Annotated in this window: 13 protein-coding genes; 2 read left to right on the forward strand and 11 right to left on the reverse strand. The window is 52.5% G+C overall.

The features are described from left to right. The 11 genes from DZC51_RS02275 to DZC51_RS02325 form a co-directional block, all read right to left on the reverse strand. A complete protein-coding gene (locus DZC51_RS02275) occupies window positions 1-1692 on the reverse strand; it encodes an FAD-binding protein (protein ID WP_157293750.1) in 1692 nt (563 codons plus the stop codon). Between the two features lie 33 nt (window positions 1693-1725). Beyond that, a complete protein-coding gene (locus DZC51_RS02280) occupies window positions 1726-3219 on the reverse strand; it encodes a sodium:solute symporter family protein (RefSeq protein WP_157293751.1) in 1494 nt (497 codons plus the stop codon). A 20-nt stretch (window positions 3220-3239) separates the two neighbouring features. Continuing rightward, complete coding sequence (locus DZC51_RS02285; protein WP_157293752.1) at window positions 3240-4106, reverse strand: N-acetylneuraminate lyase; 867 nt, start codon at window positions 4104-4106, stop codon at window positions 3240-3242. A gap of 34 nt (window positions 4107-4140) precedes the next feature. Beyond that, window positions 4141-4821, reverse strand: a complete 681-nt coding sequence (locus DZC51_RS02290; RefSeq protein ID WP_157293753.1) for an N-acetylmannosamine-6-phosphate 2-epimerase — start codon at window positions 4819-4821, stop codon at window positions 4141-4143. A gap of 215 nt (window positions 4822-5036) precedes the next feature. Then, window positions 5037-6404 (reverse strand): SLC13 family permease, encoded by a 1368-nt coding sequence (locus DZC51_RS02295; protein WP_157293754.1) that lies wholly within the window; start codon window positions 6402-6404, stop codon window positions 5037-5039. 57 nt (window positions 6405-6461) lie between these two features. After that, window positions 6462-7970, reverse strand: coding sequence for an FAD-dependent tricarballylate dehydrogenase TcuA (gene tcuA / locus DZC51_RS02300; RefSeq protein ID WP_157293755.1), 1509 nt, complete (start codon window positions 7968-7970; stop codon window positions 6462-6464). Between the two features lie 18 nt (window positions 7971-7988). Continuing rightward, on the reverse strand, window positions 7989-9482 hold the full coding sequence (locus tag DZC51_RS02305) for a tripartite tricarboxylate transporter permease (RefSeq protein ID WP_157293756.1): 1494 nt from the start codon (window positions 9480-9482) through the stop codon (window positions 7989-7991). A 15-nt stretch (window positions 9483-9497) separates the two neighbouring features. Beyond that, window positions 9498-9947: a tripartite tricarboxylate transporter TctB family protein gene (locus tag DZC51_RS02310; protein ID WP_157293757.1), complete on the reverse strand. Its 450-nt coding sequence runs from the start codon at window positions 9945-9947 to the stop codon at window positions 9498-9500. A gap of 39 nt (window positions 9948-9986) precedes the next feature. Beyond that, window positions 9987-10961, reverse strand: coding sequence for a tripartite tricarboxylate transporter substrate binding protein (locus DZC51_RS02315; protein WP_157293758.1), 975 nt, complete (start codon window positions 10959-10961; stop codon window positions 9987-9989). A 159-nt stretch (window positions 10962-11120) separates the two neighbouring features. Further along, entirely contained in the window at window positions 11121-11789 is a 669-nt protein-coding gene (locus tag DZC51_RS02320) for a response regulator (RefSeq protein ID WP_157293759.1), read from the reverse strand. Window positions 11790-11800: 11 nt separating this feature from the next. After that, the gene (locus DZC51_RS02325; RefSeq protein WP_157293760.1) at window positions 11801-13399 is read right to left on the reverse strand and encodes a sensor histidine kinase; all 1599 of its coding nucleotides are present in this window, start codon (window positions 13397-13399) and stop codon (window positions 11801-11803) included. A 378-nt stretch (window positions 13400-13777) separates the two neighbouring features. On the opposite strand from DZC51_RS02325, the gene DZC51_RS02330 reads away from it, so the two are divergent. Both DZC51_RS02330 and DZC51_RS02335 read left to right on the forward strand, forming a co-directional pair. Next, window positions 13778-18331 (forward strand): endonuclease, encoded by a 4554-nt coding sequence (locus DZC51_RS02330; protein ID WP_157293761.1) that lies wholly within the window; start codon window positions 13778-13780, stop codon window positions 18329-18331. Window positions 18332-18359: 28 nt separating this feature from the next. Then, window positions 18360-20312 carry a 5'-nucleotidase C-terminal domain-containing protein gene (locus DZC51_RS02335; RefSeq protein WP_157293762.1) on the forward strand — a complete coding sequence of 651 codons (1953 nt, stop codon included), beginning with the start codon at window positions 18360-18362 and terminating at the stop codon, window positions 20310-20312. Window positions 20313-20331 lie beyond the last annotated feature (19 nt).

Genomic DNA, 20331 nt, shown 5'->3' on the forward strand with positions numbered 1-20331 from the left:
TCATTCATTCAGGAATTCAAGATTCGGCTGCCCTTCCGGATCGGCCGAGACGAAAAGGCGTCGGCTAAACGCCAGGTCTTCATCCGGATGATCTTCCCGGTAGTGTGCGCCCCTGCTTTCCTTCCGCTCCAGCATCGCCAGCAGCAGGACTTGGGAAAGCTTCAGGAAATTCCGGGCTTTGAACGCCAGCTGCCGTTTTTCCGGCCGGCTAAAGAGCAGCGGAAGGTCCACCGTATCTTCCAGCCTGCGGATTTCGTCCAGCGCACCGGTCAATCCATTTTCAGAGCGGACGACATTGGCATGGTACCAGAGGATTTCCCGGATCTCTTCGGTCGCTGTCCTTGCCCGTTCCGCCGCAAATTCCACGTCCGAATCAGCAGCCGGAGCCGGATTGCCGAACATCTCGGACAGGCGATCGGAGGCTTGTTTCTCGTCCGCGACACCAAGCTTCACACCGCCGATATAATCGGAACAGTGTTTGGCAGCCCGTTTCCCGAACACCATGCAGGCGCCCGTGGAGTTGCCTCCGAGCCGGTTCGCCCCTTCGATGTTGCAGGAAAGCTCGCCGATGACGTACAGACCGTCTACGCCCGTCCGCCCGTGGGGATCGATAAAGACCCCGCCGTTGCTGGCATGGGCAAACGGAGCGATGCGGATCTCATCTTCCGCCAAATTGACATTGCGCTCCTTCAGCCAGTCCAGATAAACGGTATAGAACTCTTCCTTATTCTCATAGATAGACGGGTCGAACAGCAGCCGGAACCCTTCCTCGTTACCGGTTTCGGTGATCCGCTTCATCATGGCGATATCGAAATACCTGGATTCCAGGGAATGCGTGAACGGTCCGTGTGTGCTCCGTACGTCCAGACACTCCCGGAGGCTAAGCCCTTCCGGCAACAGAGGCCGTAGCATGCTTTTGCCGTCTCCGTCCACGATATCTTCACAATACGCGAGGGTGTGTTCACCAAATAGCGTCTTATATTTTGGAGACGTGATGCCCGGGATGAACTGGATGAACTCCATATTCACCAGGCGGGCCCCCGCCTCAAGTGCGAGGACATGCCCCGAGCCGTCCACATCATTCGGGTTCAGGTTGTGCTTGTAGATCGAACCGAACCCGCCGGTCGCAACGATCGCTGCCTTGCACCGGACAAGCACGAGCTCGTGATTTTCATCCAAGAGCACAGCGCCTGTCACCCGGCCGCCTTCCTTGATCAGGGTCAGGATGACCGTCTTTTCCATGACGGAGAGTGTGTCATAGCGTGCGAAGATTTCGTTGACCTTCCGTCGGATGCGGTCCCAGTCACTCAGCAGGTAGATATTGCGGGCATTCGGCGCAAAGCACGCCTTCCGCTCTCCCTCCAGCTTTTTCGCATCGACCCCGATATCCTGATATTCCTTGACCCGCTCGGGAATCTCCCGGACATACACTTCCGCCAGGTCCTGCCTGTGCATGCCCCGGCTCATTTCTTCGATGTCTTCCAGAAACGTCTGCTCGTCTTCCTGATCTTTTGTCACCTGGGTGCCGAGGGAGGCTTTCAGCGGATAGAAACTGGAGCCGGACGCGATTTTCATCTTCGTCACCAAGAGCACCCGGTGTCCGAGGTCCGAAAGTTCCTTGGCCGACTTGATGCCCGCAAGGCCGCTGCCCGCGACAAGAACGTCCGTTTCGACCGTTTTCTTGATCTCCATCCTGTTCACCGTCCCTTCAACATTCATACTTAATCAGTTGACCGCTTTATCGTAATACGTCATCTCTCCGTCTTCGGCCTTGCTTTTCTCTTTAAACAGCAGGCTGAAGCCATAGCCGAAGATCAGTGAAGCGACCAGGTTGATGATCGAATACGCCCAGAGAGTAATGTCCGTGAAGTAAGAAATGTAAATCGCAAGTACCGTTGTTGCAACAAAACCAAGCAGTGCACCTTTTGCATTGGCCTTCTTTGTCATAACGCCGAGCGTGAACGTACCGCCGATGATTCCAAGTGCAAGGCCCATCAGGCCGTTGAACCATTCGTAAGCCGAGCTGACATCAGAGTAGGCAAGCACGATGGCAAACGCGATTGAGAAGACCCCGACAAGCGCCGAGACGACACGCGCGATCTTCGTGCTTGTTTCATCACTCATGCCCGGCTTGAAGACGTTCTGTATATCGAGAGTCCAGCTGGTCGCGACACTGTTCAGGCCAGTCGACAGCGTTGACTGGCCGGCTGCGAACAGGCCGGCGATCAGGAGGCCGGAAATTCCGGCAGGCAGTTCGCTGACGATATAATTCGCAAAGATCAGGTCACCCTTGCCGTCCGGCATGGCGCCGCTCTGCTGGGTGTAGAACGTGTAGAGTGCTGTCCCGATAAAGAAGAACAGAGTGGCCGTACCAAGGGACAGGAAGCCGTTCAGATACGTCATCTTGTTCATCTCTTTAGTGTCGTTTGTCGTCAGGTAGCGCTGGACCATGTCCTGGCTCGAGATGTATGAGAACGCCGTCGAGAGACCTGCACCGAAGATCAGGAGCAGGATGCTGTTGTTGACGAAATTCGGATCGAACAGCGGCATGTCCGTGAAGAACTTGCCGTTATCAGTGCCGGTTTTGAAAACCTCTCCCATCCCGCCGTCGATCGAGAAGAGCAGGAAGATCAGGGCGAAAATACCTCCCCCGATCAGGACAACCCCCTGGATGAAGTCGGTCCAGAGTACGGACTTGATCCCTCCGAACGCGGAGTAAATCGTCGCAATGACACCCATGAACAGGATGATCAGGACGGTATTGATACCGGTGACTGCGCTTAATGCGATGGCCGGCAGGTACATGATGATCGACATCCGGCCGATCTGATAGACGATGAAGAGCACGCTGCCGATCATCCGCATCTTCACATCAAACCGGCGCTCCAGATATTCATATGCCGTGTCGAGGTTCAGCTTCCGGTAGACCGGAAGGAAGAAATAAATCGCGATCGGTACGGCGATGAACAGGCCGAGCTGTGCGAACCAAAGCTCCCAGGATCCGAGATAGGAGTTTCCTGCAAGTGACAGGAACGAAATCGGGCTGAGCAACGTAGCAAACAAACTGACGGATGTGACCCACCATGGGATCGATCCGTCCCCCTTGAAGAACTCTTTCCCCTGCATCTCCTTTTTTGCGACGGCAATCCCCACATAAAGGATGAACAGCAGGTAAGCGAACAAAATCACATAGTCTATAACTGCAAATGTACCACCCATACGATTTCCCCCTTAGCCGATCAGCAGTATTTCGCTGCCATCGCTTTCGCGTTTTCGACTTTGTCTTCTGTCAGGCGCTTCATCGGCTTTCTGCAGTAGCCGGCGTCGACGCCTTGGGCTTTCAGGATTTCTTTGATTGTCTGGTAGAGGCCGTTCGCAAGAATTTCCGCGATCAGATCATTCGTCACTTTCTGGACTTCGCGGGCTTCATCGATCCGGCTTTCCTTCGCAAGCGTGTAAATCTGCTTGGCACGCTGTCCGTTGACGTTGAATGTGCTGCCGATTGCGCCGTCCACATTAAGGACTGCGGCAGAAAGCAGCATTTCATCAAAACCGGAATAGATTAGCTTGTCCGGGAACGCATGACGGATGCGCTCAAGAAGGAAGAAGTCCGGTGCCGTGAACTTCACGCCGATGACTTTTTCATTCTCGAACAGTTCCGCGAATTGCTCGAGGTCCATGCTGACGCCTGTGAGCGCAGGAATCGAGTAGATGATCATCTTGTTGTCGACGCTTTCAAGGATGGTGTTGTAGTAGTCTTTGACTTCCTCGAAATCGAAGCGGTAATAAAACGGTGTGACCGCGGAAAGCGCATTATAGCCGAGATCAGTTGCGAATTGTGCCAGCTCGACCGCTTCGTCGATATCAAGAGCGCCGATCTGGGCGATCAGCTTGACCTCGTCCTTCACCTCATCCTTGACGATTTCGAACACTTTCTTTTTCTGGTCCGCCGACATCAGGAAGTTCTCTCCGGAACTGCCGTTTACATATAGGCCGTCCACTTTCTGAACATCGATATTGTGGCGCACGATTTCGCGCAGCCCCTTTTCATTTACCTTGCCATTCTCATCAAACGAGCAGATCAGTGCCGTAAAAATTCCGTTCATATTCTCACCTTCCGATTATGTATTGGGATTGTCTTCACGCATGCCCATCCATGGCATCCGCAAATTTCTTCGTAATCAGCTGGGGCCGGGTGATCGCTCCGCCGACCACTACCGCATGGGCGCCGATCTGGAGTGCCTTCCGTGCTTTTTCCGGTGTGTCGATATTGCCTTCCGCGATGACGGGAACCGACACACGGGAGACGACTTCCTCCAGTGCCTCAAGCGGCACATGACCTTCCGTGTAAGGGGTGTAGCCGACGAGTGTCGTCGCGACGATATCGACGCCCGCCCGCTCCGCCTCGACCGCTTCATCCGCGCTCGAGCAGTCAGCCATGAATAGCTGGTCAGGGAAGCGTGTTTTAACTTCTGCGAAAAATTCCCCGAATGTCTTTCCGTCCGGACGCGTCCTGTCCGTTGCATCGAATGCGATCACATCTGCGCCTTCCTCAACAAGTTCGGCGACTTCCTTGATCGTCGGCGTGATAAACACCGGATGATCTCCGTAGTTGTTCTTGATGATGCCGATCAGCGGAAGATCCACTTCCTTTTTGATCGCCCGGATATCCTTGACCGTGTTGGCCCGGATACCTGCGGCACCGCCGACTTTGGCCGCCAAAGCCATTTTGCCCATGATATAGGAATCATGGAGCGGCTCATCCTCGAGCGCCTGGCAAGAGACGATCAGCCGGCCCTTCAGCCTTTCCAAAATATCCATTCTGATTCTCCTACCTTCATCTTCAACACATTGATGCCGCCAGATTTCGAAATAAGCAGCCAATAGTAAACGATTTCACGAGAAAAATATATCACTTTTGATAATTGGTTGTCAAAATTAAATATTCATATGACAACTAATAGCCATAAATAGCAGGATCAATCATTCCACTCATGAAAAAAAGACTCTCTGAAGAGAGCCTAAAGGACGATGAATCACCACCAGACAAGTGCGCTGAAGAGGATCAGCAATGTCCAGATCAGCATGGAAGGAAGCCCAATCTTCAGCAGGTCACGCTCGGAGAAATACTGATAAGAAAACGAAATCAGGTGTACCGGCGACTGGATGATGAACAGGAATCCCGGAATACTTGCCAGAAAAACCGCCATGGCAACCCCCATCGCCGTATCTCCCGGAAGCGATTGCCCCACTGTGATAGCAAGGGGAAGCATAATGGTGAGCAATCCAAGAATATTGACGAAAATCAGGCGGAGCAACATCGTCAGTAACACCATCAATATGAAGATGAGCAACTTCGATTGGCCGCCCAGCAGGTTGACGAGCAGATCGGACACCAATTGCAGAGTCCCCGTTTCGATCAGCATTTGAGAGACCATGATTGTCGCTGCAAAAAAAAGCATCATGTCCCAATCAATTCGGGTCCGGGCCTCTTCCCAATCCCAGACCCCGATTGCAGGCAACAAGGTCAGGACGGCTCCCAGCAGGCCGACAAGAGGAATCGAGACTCCATGCAAGGGCTGCGCAACCCACAGCACTAATGTCAGGCTGATGATGATCATCATCTTCCATTCCCGAGAGGTTAACCTGCCCTTTTCAGCGGCCTTACGGTCAATGATCTCCATCAATTTTCGGCGATCAACTTTTTCCGGCGGGAATAAGACCATTGCCAAGATCCAAAGTAAGAACAGAAAAAGCAGAACAGGAAGGGAAAATGCCCACAACCATGACAAGTAATCGAAGCTTGCTCCCTGCTTCTCTATTAATCCAAAAGCGTAGATAGTTGAACTGGCACCGGTAGCCACGAGCGCACCGGAAATAGGCACGATATAGGTGAGTCCGATAAACATCGATTTACTGGTATTCCTCATGTCTGCAATCGGATCCATGCTTTTCAGGATACTGTTGTATACCGAAGCGGCCAGACTGGCTTTTCCGACGTTTGAAGGCAGAACAACAGAAAGAATCGCGGTCAGAACAAAAGAAATCAGAATGAGCAGGCGGCTGGACCCCCTTGACCAGCCCAATACAAAGAGAGAGACTCTCGCTGCCAACCCTGTAGAAATGAATGCTCCGGAGAGAAAAAAGGTTGAAAACATCAGCCAGACAATAGGTGAAGCAAAATAAGATAAAGTTTTTTCATACGAGAAAAAGTGAAGCGACAAAATCAAGATCAGATTCAGTGCCGAAAGGGCGAGCGGAAATACCCGGCCAATCCATAGAATTTGTACAATAACCAGTACGACCAGGGCTTTGAGTTCGGCCGGAAACGGTGCATAATCCGGTATAAAGACGACGTAAAACAGCAATGCCAAAATAAACAAACTGGTCTTCCTTGTTTTCATTGAATCAGCCACTCTTCCTGAAGCAGAAAAGCCGCCAATCTGCATGGCGGCTTCTGGTTAAATGGTTTGGACGGCCTGAACATGGCGGCCGGCGCTTGTTCCGGCAATCTTCCCGTATACAGCACCGGACATCAGGCCGGAACCGCCCGGGTAATTGTGATAGAAGATGCCGCCGACCATCTCGCCCGCTGCATACAGTCCCGGAATCGGCTGTTCATTCTGATCCAGCACATGTCCTTCTGTATCCACATGCACCCCGCCAAACGAGAACGTAATGCCGCAAGTGACCGGATAGGCATAGAAAGGCCCTTCATCGATTGTATTGGCCCAATTCGATTTTGGCGGTTCGATGCCCTTCGTTTCTTTACCGTCTTTTACTGACGGGTTGAACTCACCGTCCTGCACGGCTTCGTTATATTCCCTGATCGTGGCCAGGAAGGCTTCCTTGTTCACGGAAAGCTGGTCAGCAAGCTTTTCAAGCGAATCCGCCTCAAAGAAAGTGGCTTCCTCCAGATCATACTCCGGACGGAGAAGCGGACGGACTTTGGAATCGTAGATCTGATAAGCGATATGATCCGGCTGCTTCAGCACTTCCTTACCGTATTTGGCATACGTATAGTTCCGGAAGTCTGCACCTTCATCGACAAAACGCTGTCCGTCTTTGTTCAGCATGATGCTGAGCGGGTAGGAGTGCTTTTTGAAGATGTCCCCCGGTTTGTTGAAGTCGCCGACCTTCGGAACATTCGCATCCGTTCCGATGGAGTGGCAGCCGTCCCATTGCCCGAAGCGGACCGCGCCTGCTTTGAGTGCCATATCGATCCCATCGCCGGTGTTATATTCCGTTCCGCGGACTGCAGCCGCCTCCCACTCTTGTCCGATGTGTTCTTTCCGCATTTCTTTGTTGGCCTCAAAGCTGCCGCAGGCGAGAATAACACTTTTGGCTCCGAACGTCTTTACTTCTCCGGACACGTCAACTTTCAGGCCGGACACCCGTCCCTCTTGCTGAACGATATCAAGTGCACGTGCTTCATACAGAACATCAATCCCAAGTTCTTCTGCGCGTTTGAACAGCGAACGCATCAGACCGATTCCCTTTTCTTTTGTCTTCAGCGGAAGGCCGCCCCAGAAGATCCGCTTTCCGTCTTCTACGAACGACTGGTTTGCTTTGTTCAGTTCGAATTCCACGCCGTGGCTGTTCATCCAGCGGATTGTATCAAAGGATTTCGAAACCAGGGTGCGCGCAAGATCAGGTTCACTCTCATTTTTTGTGACCCGCATCAGGTCTTCATAGAAGTCCTCCTCTGTATATTCCGGCATGTCCGTTTTTGCGGCTTCCTGATCCGACAGTTCCGGCATGACTTCACGGATCTGGTCCAGATTTCCGTATGCCGCACGGATCGCACCGTCAGTAAAGAAGGAGTTACCGCCACGCTTTTCTTTAGGCGCACGTTCAAGAACAAGAACGTTACCGCCCTGTTCCTTCGCAGCAATCGCTGAACAAAGAGCAGCGTTCCCTGCTCCAACGACAATCACATCATAATCATTTTCCACGTTTTTGTTTGTCATATGAATTCCGCCTTTCAGTCAGGAAATAGGATTGGTTTTACGACGTTGAAATGCCTTAACAATCAGTGGGTAGCAAAGCGACAGAATGATCAGGACAAACAGAGCGATCGAAACTCCAGAATCGAAGAAGATTCCGAGACTTCCATTCGATGAAGTGAGAGCCATCCGGAAATTCTGTTCCATGTCGCCCCCGACAATGGCTGCCAGAATCAGCGGAGCCAGCGGGAAATCAAGGATTTTCATCACCAGACCAAAGTAGCCGAACAGGATCAACAGGAAGAAGTCGAATGCCGTATAGCTGAGCGTGTATGTACCGATAAATGCCAGCAGTACGATGAGCGGATAAAGAATTTTTGCAGGTGTATCCAGAATCTTAACAAGAAGTCCGACAAGCACGATGTTGATAATGACAAGTGCAACGTTCCCGATAAACATGCTGTTGACGAGTGTCCAGACCGTTTCGGGCTGATTTTCAAAAAGCAGCGGACCCGGCCGAATACCGAGCATGATCAATGCCCCGAGCATGACTGCAGTCGTACCGGAACCTGGAATACCCATCGTAAGAAGCGGAATCATCGCGCCTACCGAAGCAGCGTTGTTGGCTGATTCCGGAGCGGCAAGCCCTTCCGGAGCACCCTTCCCGAACTCTTCAGGCTTTTTGGAAATCTGCTTTTCCGACGAGTAGCTGAGCATCGAAGCGATCGTTCCGCCAGCACCCGGCAGTACGCCGATAATAAATCCGAGCGGTCCGCTCCGGAGCATCGGCATCAGTGACCGTTTCCACTGATCTTTTGTAAACCAGATCCTGCCGACCTTTTTTCGTTCTTTTTTACTGTCTTCATCAATGGTCAGGAAGTTGAACAGGACTTCCCCCAAGGCATAGATCCCGATGATGACAATGAGGAAATCCAGCCCTTCACTCAGTTCGGTGATGCCGAAAGTGAAACGGTACACACCCGATTGGGTATCGATTCCGATTGTGCCGATCAGAAGCCCCAGGCTCATTGAGATGAAGCCTTTGACCATCTTGCCCATCGACAGAGAGACGATGGCGGATAATGTCAGGAGCATGAGCAGGAAGTATTCTGCGGGACCGAATCTGAGCGCGAAATTCGCAAGCGGCTGGGCCAAGAGAATGAAGCCGAATACTGCCATGATGCCGCCAATGAACGAAGCAACAGCGGAAAGCGCCATCGCCTCGCCCGCCTTGCCCTGTCGTGCCATCGGATAGCCGTCAAATGTCGCGGCAATGGCAGATCCGTCACCTGGTGTGTTCAGCAAGATCGAACTTCTCGAGCCGCCGTACATCGCACCGTAGTAGATGGCCGCCATCAGAATGAGGGCACTGACCGGATCCATCCCGAATGTAACCGGAATAAGGACGGCAACTGCCGTTGCGGGACCCAGTCCCGGGAGCATCCCGACAACCGTACCCAGGAATCCGCCGATTACAATCCATAAAATATTCATTGGTTGGAGGGACGTTGTGAGTCCTTCAATAAATGCATCCATGTTGTTTTCCCCTCCTTAAGGCAAGCTGACGCCCAGCAATTCGCCAAACGCGTACCAAGTCATGAATGAGAATGCGAGTGTCACAATTATATTGGAGACCCATCGCTTCGGGCCGTTTACGACAAACAGCAGTGCCCCGAGGAACAGAATTGTCGAAACAAGGAAGCCCAAAGGTTCGAATATCAGTGCATACACCACGCCCAGCACAATTGTGCTGAGGATTAACACAGGTGTCCGTCCGCTGAAAAGCTCTCTAATATGCTCATTGGCTTCACGAACTTTGCGGAGTTCCTGGATCAGATAAATGATAGACAGTGCAATCAGCAGGATACTGATCCCAAGCGGGAAATAAAGCGGCCCGTTCGGATTCCCCAGGCTTGCTTTTGGTAAATTCATTGCAGAAATCAGGAATGCAAGACCCACAATAATGAGGAAAATCGGCATTCCGATCTTGAACCATTTCAATTCCATCCCTCCTTAATCAAAAGGAAATGCAGGAAAGGATCACTGACCCATGCCTGCATCCTCTACAAGGCCTTTATACGTCTCTGCCTGTTCTTTCAAGAAAGCTGCAGTTTCTTCGCTGTTCATGTAATAGTTTTCCCAGTCATTATTCTCGACAATTTCTTGCCACAGCTCCGTTTCCGCCATTGCGGAAAGTTGCTCATCCCAGTACGCAATTTCTTCATCCGTCATACCTGGAGGTCCCATGATACCGCGCCAGTGAGGGAATACGATGTCAACCCCCTGCTCCTTGTACGTCGGTACGTCTTCCAGACCTTCTTCACGCTCATCGGAGGAAATTCCAAGGATCTTCAACTTTCCGGCAAGATGCTGTTCTTTCACTTCCGACATGGAAGTGGTCACGAAATCTACATGGCCGCCGAGCAGCGCCGTAACGACATCGCCGCCGCCTTCATAGACAAGGAAGTTCAATTCTTTTGGATCGATATCATATTCACGTGCCAGTTGGACGAGCGACAGATGGTCATCATTTCCAAGCGCCGGGCCAACGCCGATCTTGATTGACTTCGGATCTTCCTTGATGGCATTCATCAGCTCTTCAATGCTTGTATACGGCGAATCCGGGGTCACTGCGATGGACTGCCATTCCGTCGCCAAAGTGGCCAGTGGAGTAAAGTCTTCATGGGTCAGATCACTCGTGCCAAGCAGATTGTTGGTGATCAGAAGTCCGGAGTTGACAGCAAGTGTGTGCGCATCTTTCTTTTCAAGATATTTCCACCCTACTTCACCGCCGCCACCGGGCTTGTTCTGTACATTGATGTTTTCGGATACGAGATCATTGTCTTTCAGCGCTTTCTGGACTGAACGTGCCGTCAGGTCCCATCCGCCACCGGGCGAAGCAGGCGCGACAATTTCAATGTTCTTGTTTGGAAAATCCGAGCCATCCTCAGCATTGCTGTCTCCGCAGCCGGCCAATGCAAGGGTTGCTCCTGCGATAAGCAGCCATTTCTTCATATCTGTTAGTCCTCCTTATTTAGCTCAATTACTTTCTGAATAGAATAACTAAATCTTAATCGCCTCACATGCCGGTGTAAACGTTTACAAATTATTGTGTTTTATTAACGTTCTGTAAATAAAGTTCATAAAGTTCAAGACAATAAAAGAACGGCGGAATCATCCGCCGTTTGGAAAATATCGTCTTTCCGGCCTTCCTACAATGCCATACACACTTTCTGAACGCACCCTGCCGTTTCCCGTCAGGTATTCCAGATAACGCCGGGCCGTCGTGCGGGAGGCTCCAAGCAAATTCCCGGCCTCCTCCGATGAAAGTCCCTCCGGATGGCTTTCAATCAACTCCGTGATTTTTTTCAGGGTGACAGAATCAATACCGGATGGAAGATCATCTGCTTGGCTGGAACCAGTCTTGAACAGCCGGTTTAGTGCATCTGGCTCTACTCGGTCGCCATTGAGGAGCGCCCGCTTTTTCTTCACTTCATTCAGTGCTTCTTTGAATTCCCCGATGTCTACGGGTTTGATCAGATAACGGAACACACCGTAATCAAGTGCTTTTCGGATAAACGCCATTTCGTCAGCGGCGGTAATCATGACCACATCGACACCCGGATGATGATCCCGTATGTCGGACAGCAAATCCGACCCGAGCCGGTCCGGCATAAACACATCCAGCAGGACCACGTCGATCGTGCGATTTTCAAGAAACTGCAGGGCTTCCCCTGCATCACGCGCCTTTCCTTCCAGCCGGAAACCGGGAACCTGTTCCAGAAAACCTTCATGAATCTGCGCAACTCGGAAATCATCCTCAACAATCAGGACATTAAGCATTTCCAGTCCTCCTATCTGTTTTTCGGAAGAAATACTGAAAAAGTGGTTCCTTCGGGACTAGACTGAACTTCAATCTCTCCTCCGAGCAAATCCACTTCCTTTTTCACATTCGCCAGTCCGTAACCCCTTCCCGGCCCTTTTCCGGAAACCCCGCGTTCGAATAAACGGGAATAGCAATTGTCCGAAATGCCAGTTCCGTTATCGGAGACTTCGAGAAGGATGTCCGTTCCCAAGTCGCTCACAAATAGGACAACCTCTCCGTTCTCCCGATGTTTCACTGCCTCCATCGCATTGTCAATCAGATTCCCAAGAATGGTGACCAATCCGTTTAAGTCGATATGTCCGGGAAGACTCGCCAAGGATGAACCCGGATCCACCTCGAAGGAGACATGTTGTTCCGAAGCCTTCGCCAATTTGCCCAGGATGATTGCCTGAAGTTTTTCATCCCGAATTGACGATGAAACAAACCTTGCATAATTCTCTTGGCTCTGTGTTTCACCGCGTATAAAAGAAATCGCCTCTTCGTTTTTGTTGAGCTGGATCAGCCCCATAATGACATACAATTTATTTTTGAATTCATGCGTCTGGGCACGCAAGTCTTCTGATACACGTCGAGTCTCGGATAGGGAAGCCGACATTTTTCTCAAATCCGTTTTATCTCTGAAAGTGAAGATGGCGCCCGATATCCTGCCCTCTGTCCGGATATGCTGCCTGCTGGCGATGATGGTCTGGTCTCCAATCTCGAATTCCTCGTCTCCCTTAAAATCATCACTGAGTAAGGGGGATTCCAAATCACCGATCGCTTCCATGAGCGGCTTGCCTCTTACACTGCTTGTGATATGGAAGAGGCCCTTCGCTGCAGGGTTCATCATGCGTACCCGTCCCTCTCCGTCTGTCACAATCATGCCGTCTTTCAGCGATGAAAACACAGTTTTCCGTTCTTTATATAAGAAAGCGATTTCTTTTGGCTCGAGGCCCAATGTATCTTTCTTGATATTCCTGGCCAGCAGGAGACTTCCGATTAAACCGACAATCAAGGCCAACGTCGAGACAATCAGTATGGGAATAGAGTCTCGAATCACGTTTTGAATGATCAGTGTTCTGTCATAAATGACCATGATTGCTCCATCAATCTTCTTGTAATCTCCGTAATCGATGAGCAGAGGCGACACACCCACTAGAGCCACTTCATCATCTTTCCCAACACGATCTATGTAAGAACTGCCAAAAACAAGTGCCTTTTCTATCGGTGGGTGATCGAACACCTTCAAGATCATATCTTCATCTCCAACTGTGACAAAGAACCGCTCGCCTTCGGTCATGACAACTGCAGACGCATTTGTATCACGGAGCAGGTTATCCATGATGTTTCTCAGTTCCGGTATAGCCTCTTGATCTTGCAGGCTTTCCTGCACTGTAGGCATATAAGACAGTGTTTTTGCAGTCTGATATGCCATCTTTTCAGCATCCGCCACATCTTCCCTATATTCAAAAAGTATGTAAATACCAGTAATCACTACAACGATAAATAGGATGAGAGCAGTAACCAGCCCTAAGATTTTGAATTGAATTGTCATGGCACTCTGTATTTGCTCAAACCATTTTTTCATAATAATTCAACCATTTCTTTTTTCTAATCTTATCATATCCTGAACCCTTCAAAAAGAAGCTCCAAAGCCGGGTTTCTTTGCACCTACTAAAGACCTCCACCGCCCAGGTCCCATTAGCCTATCTTTCTATCTGACCCCGCCAATTCCTGATTCAAAACGAATAGTTTAATAGAATCAAAAGTCCAAACTTTAGCAAAAAGGATTGTCACGCCTTTTTGCCCCCGGCATGATAAACAGGAAAGGAGTGAAGACGGACTAAAGTAGCAAGTTGTGTAAAGCTTCCGTAAACTTCATTAAGTTCTCTTACTACCTATTGAAACTGACTTAATTCTCCTCCACGATTCCATTGGACTTACACAAAAAAGGAGCGATTCTCCCATGAACCAAAAGCGATGGCGCAGGCCCCTGAATGGCTTGCTGTCCGCAAGCCTGATGCTGAGCCTGATGGTGCCGGCAATCCCGGCAACCGCAGATGCAGCATCTGCGGCGGAAGACCTGCTGATCTCCGAATATATTGAGGGCAGCAGCTTCAACAAGGCACTTGAACTCTTTAACGGCACAGGAGCGGAAGTGGACCTCGGGGCCTACTCCCTTGAACTGTATGCAAACGGTTCTGCTTCACCGAGCAATTCCCTGAAGCTATCCGGAACACTTGCACCCGGCGAGACCTATGTTTTGGCCCATAACCAGGCGGCTTCGGATATCACCGGCAAGGCCAATCTTCTGAACCAGACCGTCATCAACTTCAACGGCGACGACGCGGTCGTCCTGAAAAAGGATGGTCAGGTGGTGGACTCTTTTGGACAGGTCGGGGCCCGCGCAAACTTCGGAACGGACCTGACCCTTATCCGAAAAGCGGCCGTGACATCCGGTGACAAGGTCATCGATGATCCGTTCGACCGGACGACCGAATGGGATGCGCTCGGTAAAGACGATTTCTCGAATCTCGGCACCCACCTTCAGGATGGCGGGCCATCCGATCCTGAAGAACCGGTTGACACCATCTCCATCGCGGATGCCCGGGCCCTCCCTCTCGGTGAGACCGTAACCGTCAAAGGCGTGGTCGCAGCCAACCTGAAGAACACGATCTCCGTCCAGGACGAAACAGGCGGCATTGCAGTCCGCCCGACTTCCCTCGGCCTTGAAGTCGGCGAGGAAGTGACCCTTACCGGAACACTCGCCGACTATCGCGGTCTCCTGCAGCTGGACGGCGCGACCGTTGTCAGCCGCGCAGATGCGGAAGCACCGGCGGGAAAATCCGTCACGGGCGACCAGATCGGCGAAGCGCTTGAGTCGCAGCTGGTCACCGTCAGCGGCGTAACGCTCGGCGACATGTCCGGCGGCGGATCATGGGCGAACTTCACAGCGACAGACGGCAACGGTGAATTCATCGTCCGCGACGAAACCAACCAGATCGGCCTGGAAGAAGGCATGGCCTACGAGTCGGTCACAGGCATCGTCCAGCAATTCGATGATGGCTACCAGATCATCCCTCGCGGCGCCGGCGACATCGTTGCTGACAGCACGATCCTGCGTCCTGCATCGGCAACTCCTGGATCCGGCACATATGTCGGCCCTCAGGAAGTGACCCTCACGACGACTACGAAGGATGCAGATATCCTCTATACCATTGACGGATCCGATCCGGCTGAAAACGGAACGGTCATTGAAGGACCGGTCACAATCAGTGAAGATACTGTCCTGAAAGCCGTTGTCCGTAACGCGGAAGGTGACTTCAGCGAAGTCTCCACATTTGAGTACACCATCACCGAAGCACTCCAGATTCATGACATCCAGGGTGCGGATCATTTCTCCTCGTTCGACGGCCAGCGTGTCGAAGGCGTGGAAGGAATCGTCACGTACCATTACGAGCTGAACGGCTCCCACTATTACCACATCCAGACGCCTGATGAGCTTGCGGATGATAATCCGCACACTTCAGAAGCGATCACACTTTATGCAGGACGCAATGGCTGGCCGGTCCAGGTCGGCGATCTTGTTTCCGTCTCGGGTGAAGTGAGCGAGTATGCCATCGACGGCTACTCCGACCGCCAGGAAACCGATCTCCCGATTACACAGATCAATGTGCGTGATGATCGCGGCGGACAAGTAAACGTGGTCGAAAGAGGCCTCGACCTTCCGGAACCGGTCGTGATCGACGAGTCGAACCTCCCGACCGAGACAGTCGACGATGATCAGCTCACGATCTTCGATCCGGAGTCGGATGCGATCGACTTCTGGGAAAGCCTCGAAGGCATGCGCGTGACGGTCGGTGACGTCCGCGCGGTCGGCCCTCAGGAACATGGCGACCTCGTCACCGTGCTTGAAAACTGGCCGGAAGAAACGATCCATGGCGGTATCCTCTACAAAGAAGGCGACCAGAATGCGGAGCGCATCCAGTTCCGCCTCGAGCCGAATGGTCCGGCCCGGGACTTTGAAGTCGCTACCGGCGACCGATTCGAAGGCCCGAACACCGGCGTCGTCGGATATTCGTTCCAGAACTACAAGATCTTTGCTTCCCTTGACGACATGCAGGCGAACCATGTGGAAGGCGATACCTCGCCGGAGCAGACGACAATCGTCAAAGACGGGGACAAGCTCACAATCGCTTCATACAATCTCGAGAACTTCTCGAACAACACGAAGACCACGTCCAACGACAAGGCACGCAAGCTCGCCCGCGCATTCGCCGTGGATATGCAGAGCCCGGACATTGTCGGCGTGACCGAAGTCCAGGACAATAACGGCCCTGACGCCGGCGACTCCGATGCATCCGAATCTTACCAGCGCCTGATCGACGCCATCGTCGAAGCGGGCGGCGTCCGATATGAGTATGCCAACATCAACCCGGTCAACGATGAAGACGGCGGACAGCCTGGCGCGAACATCCGCGTCGGCTTCCTCTACAATCCGGAACGCGTCTCCCTCACTGACGGCATCCCTCACGGCGACGCGACGACCGATGTCGGCTACGAAGACGGCAAGCTCACGCTGAACCCTGGCCGTATCGCGCCAAACGACCCGGCATTTGAAGACAGCCGGAAGCCGCTTGCCGCCCAGTTCGACTTCCAGGGCGAAAGCGTCGTTGTGATCGCGAACCACTGGAACTCCAAAGGCGGCGACACGCCGATTTTCGGAAAGATCCAGCCACCGGTCCTCGGCAGCGAAGCCCAGCGCATTGAGATCGCCAAGCTTGTCCATGGATTCGTAGAAGACGTGAAAGCGGACAATCCGGATGCGAATGTCGTTGCTGTCGGTGACTTTAACGACTACCAGTTCGCGGAACCGCTCAAGATCCTGGAAGGCGACATCATGACGAACATGATCAACCACGTTGAGTCGCCTGACCGCTACACGTATATTTATCAGGGCAACTCGCAGGTGCTCGACCACATCGTCGTCTCGAACAACCTCGTAGAAGATACGGAGATTGATATCCTGCACATCAACGCCGACTTCACCGACATGGCGGGCCGCGCGAGTGACCACGACCCGCTCATGGTCCAGCTCGACCTTGCAAAAGGCATGGAATTTGAACCGATCACTCCGGAAGACCACTATGTCTTCGACAAGCCTGACAAAAAGAAAGTGACGATCGGTAAGCAGAGCGTTTCCGTCACGATCAATGAACACGGCGTCATCCCGAACGGCCTTCACCTGAACGGCCGCTACGCAGAGCTCCACGGTGACGGCTTCAAGAATCAGACTGTCTATGTGAAACCGAAACAAGACGGCACGATCATCGACGCCAAGGGCACCGAAGTGAAGGAACTGATCATCGAAGGCGCGAAGCCGCTTGAAATCCGCGGCGGCGAAAACATCCAATCGATCAAGTTTGAGAAAAAAGCTTCTCCGGAACTTCTGAACCTCTATGATTCCAAAGGCCGGCTGATCGGCCTCCCTGGTGAAGAGGAGCCTGCAACGGAAACAAATAAGGCACCTGAAGTGTCAGCTCCCCTTGAAAATAAAGCTGTAACCGAAGGCGAAACAGTCTCTATCGATCTGTCAAAACACTTCTCAGATCCCGACGGTGACTCCCTCACCTACTCAGCAACAAAAGGGAACATCTCCGGAAGCACATTGACGCTCGACCTGGAAGCCGGCACGCATCTTATAGCGGTGACTGCAACAGACGGAAAAGCCAGCGCGACCGCCCGCTTCAGCGTGACAGTCGAACAGGCGGAACAGCCTGCCGACCCGGAAGAACCGGTTGGTCCTGAAGGCTACTACAGCGGCACGGAAGGATTGGAAGGCGAAGCTCTGAAAGCCGCCCTCCACGACATCATCTCGGAACAGGAGGTCCTCTCCTATTCCGAAGTATGGGAAGCGCTGCGCCTGACGGATGAAGACCCGAATAATCCGAACAACGTCATCCTGTTCTACTCACAGCAATCCCGCTCCAAGGACCGCAACGGGGGCATGGTCGGAGATTGGAACCGTGAGCATGTCTGGGCAAAATCCCACGGTGATTTCGGGACATCCAAAGGCCCCGGCACGGACATCCATCACCTACGGCCGACAGACGTCCAGGTAAACAGTTCACGCGGCAACCTAGACTTCGACTACGGCGGCAACCCGGTCAACAATTGCAGCGGCTGCCTCCGTGACGGCGATTCATTCGAAGCACCGGATGAAGTAAAAGGCGATGTCGCCCGTATGCTTTTCTACATGGCGACCCGCTATGAGGAAGGCGACCGCGTCGACCTTGAACTGAATGAGCGAGTGAACAACGGCAGTGCCCCGTTCCACGGCAAGCTGTCAGTCCTCCTCGAATGGCATGAGATGGATCCGGTCAGCGAATTTGAACAGCACAGGAACGAGGTCATCTTCGAAATCCAGGGCAACCGCAACCCGTTCATCGACAACCCGGAATGGGCCGGATCGCTCTTCGACAGCGGTGCAGCCGAAAGCGGACTTGACCAAGCTTCGTAAACATCAACTTAAAGAAAGAGGGATATAAATGCAGAAATCCAAATGGATCAAATCATCTGCTGCCGCAGCACTCCTGGCACTCGGTTTCTCCGGTATTCCAAGTAACACATTCGCCGCCAATGGTGATTTCGAACTCACCGTCATGCACACGAATGATACTCACTCACATGTAGAAACGATTCCACAGCGGGCGACAATCGTCGAACAAATCAGAAGCGGGCATCCGAACAACCTTCTGTTGGATGCAGGAGATGTCTTTAGCGGCACCCTTTATTTCAACGAGTTTCAGGGCGCAGTGAGCCTCGAACTGATGAACATGCTCGGCTACGATGCCATGACCTTCGGCAACCATGAATTCGACCTGGGTTCCAGCCCTGAAGGCCATCAGGCACTCCGTGACTTCATCTCCGGTGCTCAGTTCCCGTTTGTTTCTGCGAACACCGACTTTTCCGGTGATTCCCTTTTCGATGGGCTCCAGCATGACGTCTACACGTCCGACTTCAGCGGCGGAGGCATCTATAAGGGCATCATCAAAGAGATCGACGGTGAACAGGTCGGTATTTTCGGACTGACGACGGAAGAAACGCCAGACATCTCGAGCGTCGGTTCGGTCGCGTTCAGCAACTATATTTCGGCGGCACAAGAAGCCGTTGACGCTTTCCGGAACCAGGGCGTCGACAAAATCATCGCCCTTACCCATATCGGCTATAACGATTCGCCGGTGTATGATAACGATCAGCTCCTCGCGAAAAACGTGGAAGGCATCGACGTCATTGTCGGCGGACACACCCATGTTGAACTCAGAGAGCCTGCAGTCTACCAGGATGGAAGAAACGAGCCGACAGTCATCGTCCAGGCCTCTGAATACGGCAAATTCCTTGGCCAGCTCGATGTCACATTCGATGATGGCGGCGCCATCACGTCCTACTCCGGACAGCTTCATGACACGACCTCCGCTGAAGCAGACGCGGAGTATGCGGCGGCGCTGCAGCCTTATTCGGACCGTGTCGAAGAGATCAAACAAGAGTCGACCGGTGTTACATCCCTTACTACACTAGATGGTGAGCGGGCAGATGTACGCACAAAGGAAACGAACCTGGGCAACCTCATCACGGACGGCATGCTTGCAAAAGCCAAGTCGATTGACAGTGCGACATCAATCGCCCTGACGAACGGCGGAGGCATCCGTGCTTCCATCGACGAAGGGGACATCACTGTCGGCGAGGTCATGACAGTCATGCCATTCGGAAACTCCCTTGCCATCATGGAACTGAGCGGAGCCGAAATCCTGTCCGCCCTTGAGCACAGTGTTTCCGCTTATCCCACGGCTTCTGGCGCTTTCCTCCACGTAGCCGGCATGAAATTCAAGTTCGACCCTGAACAGCCGGCAGGCGAGCGGGTCTTTGACGCAAGCGTGGTCGGTGAAGACGGCAAAACTGCTGAGATCGACCCTGCAGTGATGTACAAGGTGGCAACCAACATTTTCACCGCCAAGGGCGGAGACGGCTATGACATGTTCGGCCAGGCCTATGAAGAAGGACGGGTCAGCGAGCCAGGATTTGCTGACTGGGAAATGTTCATCGACTATATCCAGTCCCTCGGCACTGTAAATCCTCAGGTTGAAGGCCGGATCACTGCAGATCCGGGCGGCCTGGAACCGATCGGCTGGACCGTACAGAAGAACGGCAAGATGTCCTACCTGGACTACAAAGGAAATGAAGTGACCGGCTGGCTGGAGGTTGACGGGGAAACGTACTACTTCCACAAAAACGGCGACCTCCGCACAGGATGGACGAAGGTTGATGCTGATTGGTATTACTTTGACGCAAAAACAGGCGCCATGGAAACAGGCTGGCTGGAAGACCCGAAAAACGGCAAGACCTATTATCTCCATGAAGACGGCAAGCGCCAGAGCGGAGGCACGCTCGAGATTGACGGAACGGTCTACCACTTTAAAAACAATGGTGAGCTAAAGAATTAATCGCGGTATCAAAAAATCG

It is taken from the genome of Bhargavaea sp. CC-171006, assembly GCF_009761675.1.
Classification (GTDB): domain Bacteria; phylum Bacillota; class Bacilli; order Bacillales_A; family Planococcaceae; genus Bhargavaea; species Bhargavaea changchunensis.

Bases quoted from the DNA above. Each gene is read 5' to 3' on its own strand.
- DZC51_RS02275 (WP_157293750.1), bottom strand. From the start codon at position 1,692: ATGGAGATCAAGAAAACGGTCGAAACGGACGTTCTTGTCGCGGGCAGC.
- DZC51_RS02325 (WP_157293760.1), bottom strand. From the start codon at position 13,399: ATGAAAAAATGGTTTGAGCAAATACAGAGTGCCATGACAATTCAATTC.
- DZC51_RS02295 (WP_157293754.1), bottom strand. From the start codon at position 6,404: ATGAAAACAAGGAAGACCAGTTTGTTTATTTTGGCATTGCTGTTTTAC.
- DZC51_RS02320 (WP_157293759.1), bottom strand. From the start codon at position 11,789: ATGCTTAATGTCCTGATTGTTGAGGATGATTTCCGAGTTGCGCAGATT.
- DZC51_RS02285 (WP_157293752.1), bottom strand. From the start codon at position 4,106: ATGAACGGAATTTTTACGGCACTGATCTGCTCGTTTGATGAGAATGGC.
- tcuA (WP_157293755.1), bottom strand. From the start codon at position 7,970: ATGACAAACAAAAACGTGGAAAATGATTATGATGTGATTGTCGTTGGA.
- DZC51_RS02305 (WP_157293756.1), bottom strand. From the start codon at position 9,482: ATGGATGCATTTATTGAAGGACTCACAACGTCCCTCCAACCAATGAAT.
- DZC51_RS02315 (WP_157293758.1), bottom strand. From the start codon at position 10,961: ATGAAGAAATGGCTGCTTATCGCAGGAGCAACCCTTGCATTGGCCGGC.
- DZC51_RS02280 (WP_157293751.1), bottom strand. From the start codon at position 3,219: ATGGGTGGTACATTTGCAGTTATAGACTATGTGATTTTGTTCGCTTAC.
- DZC51_RS02335 (WP_157293762.1), top strand. From the start codon at position 18,360: ATGCAGAAATCCAAATGGATCAAATCATCTGCTGCCGCAGCACTCCTG.
- DZC51_RS02290 (WP_157293753.1), bottom strand. From the start codon at position 4,821: ATGGATATTTTGGAAAGGCTGAAGGGCCGGCTGATCGTCTCTTGCCAG.
- DZC51_RS02330 (WP_157293761.1), top strand. From the start codon at position 13,778: ATGAACCAAAAGCGATGGCGCAGGCCCCTGAATGGCTTGCTGTCCGCA.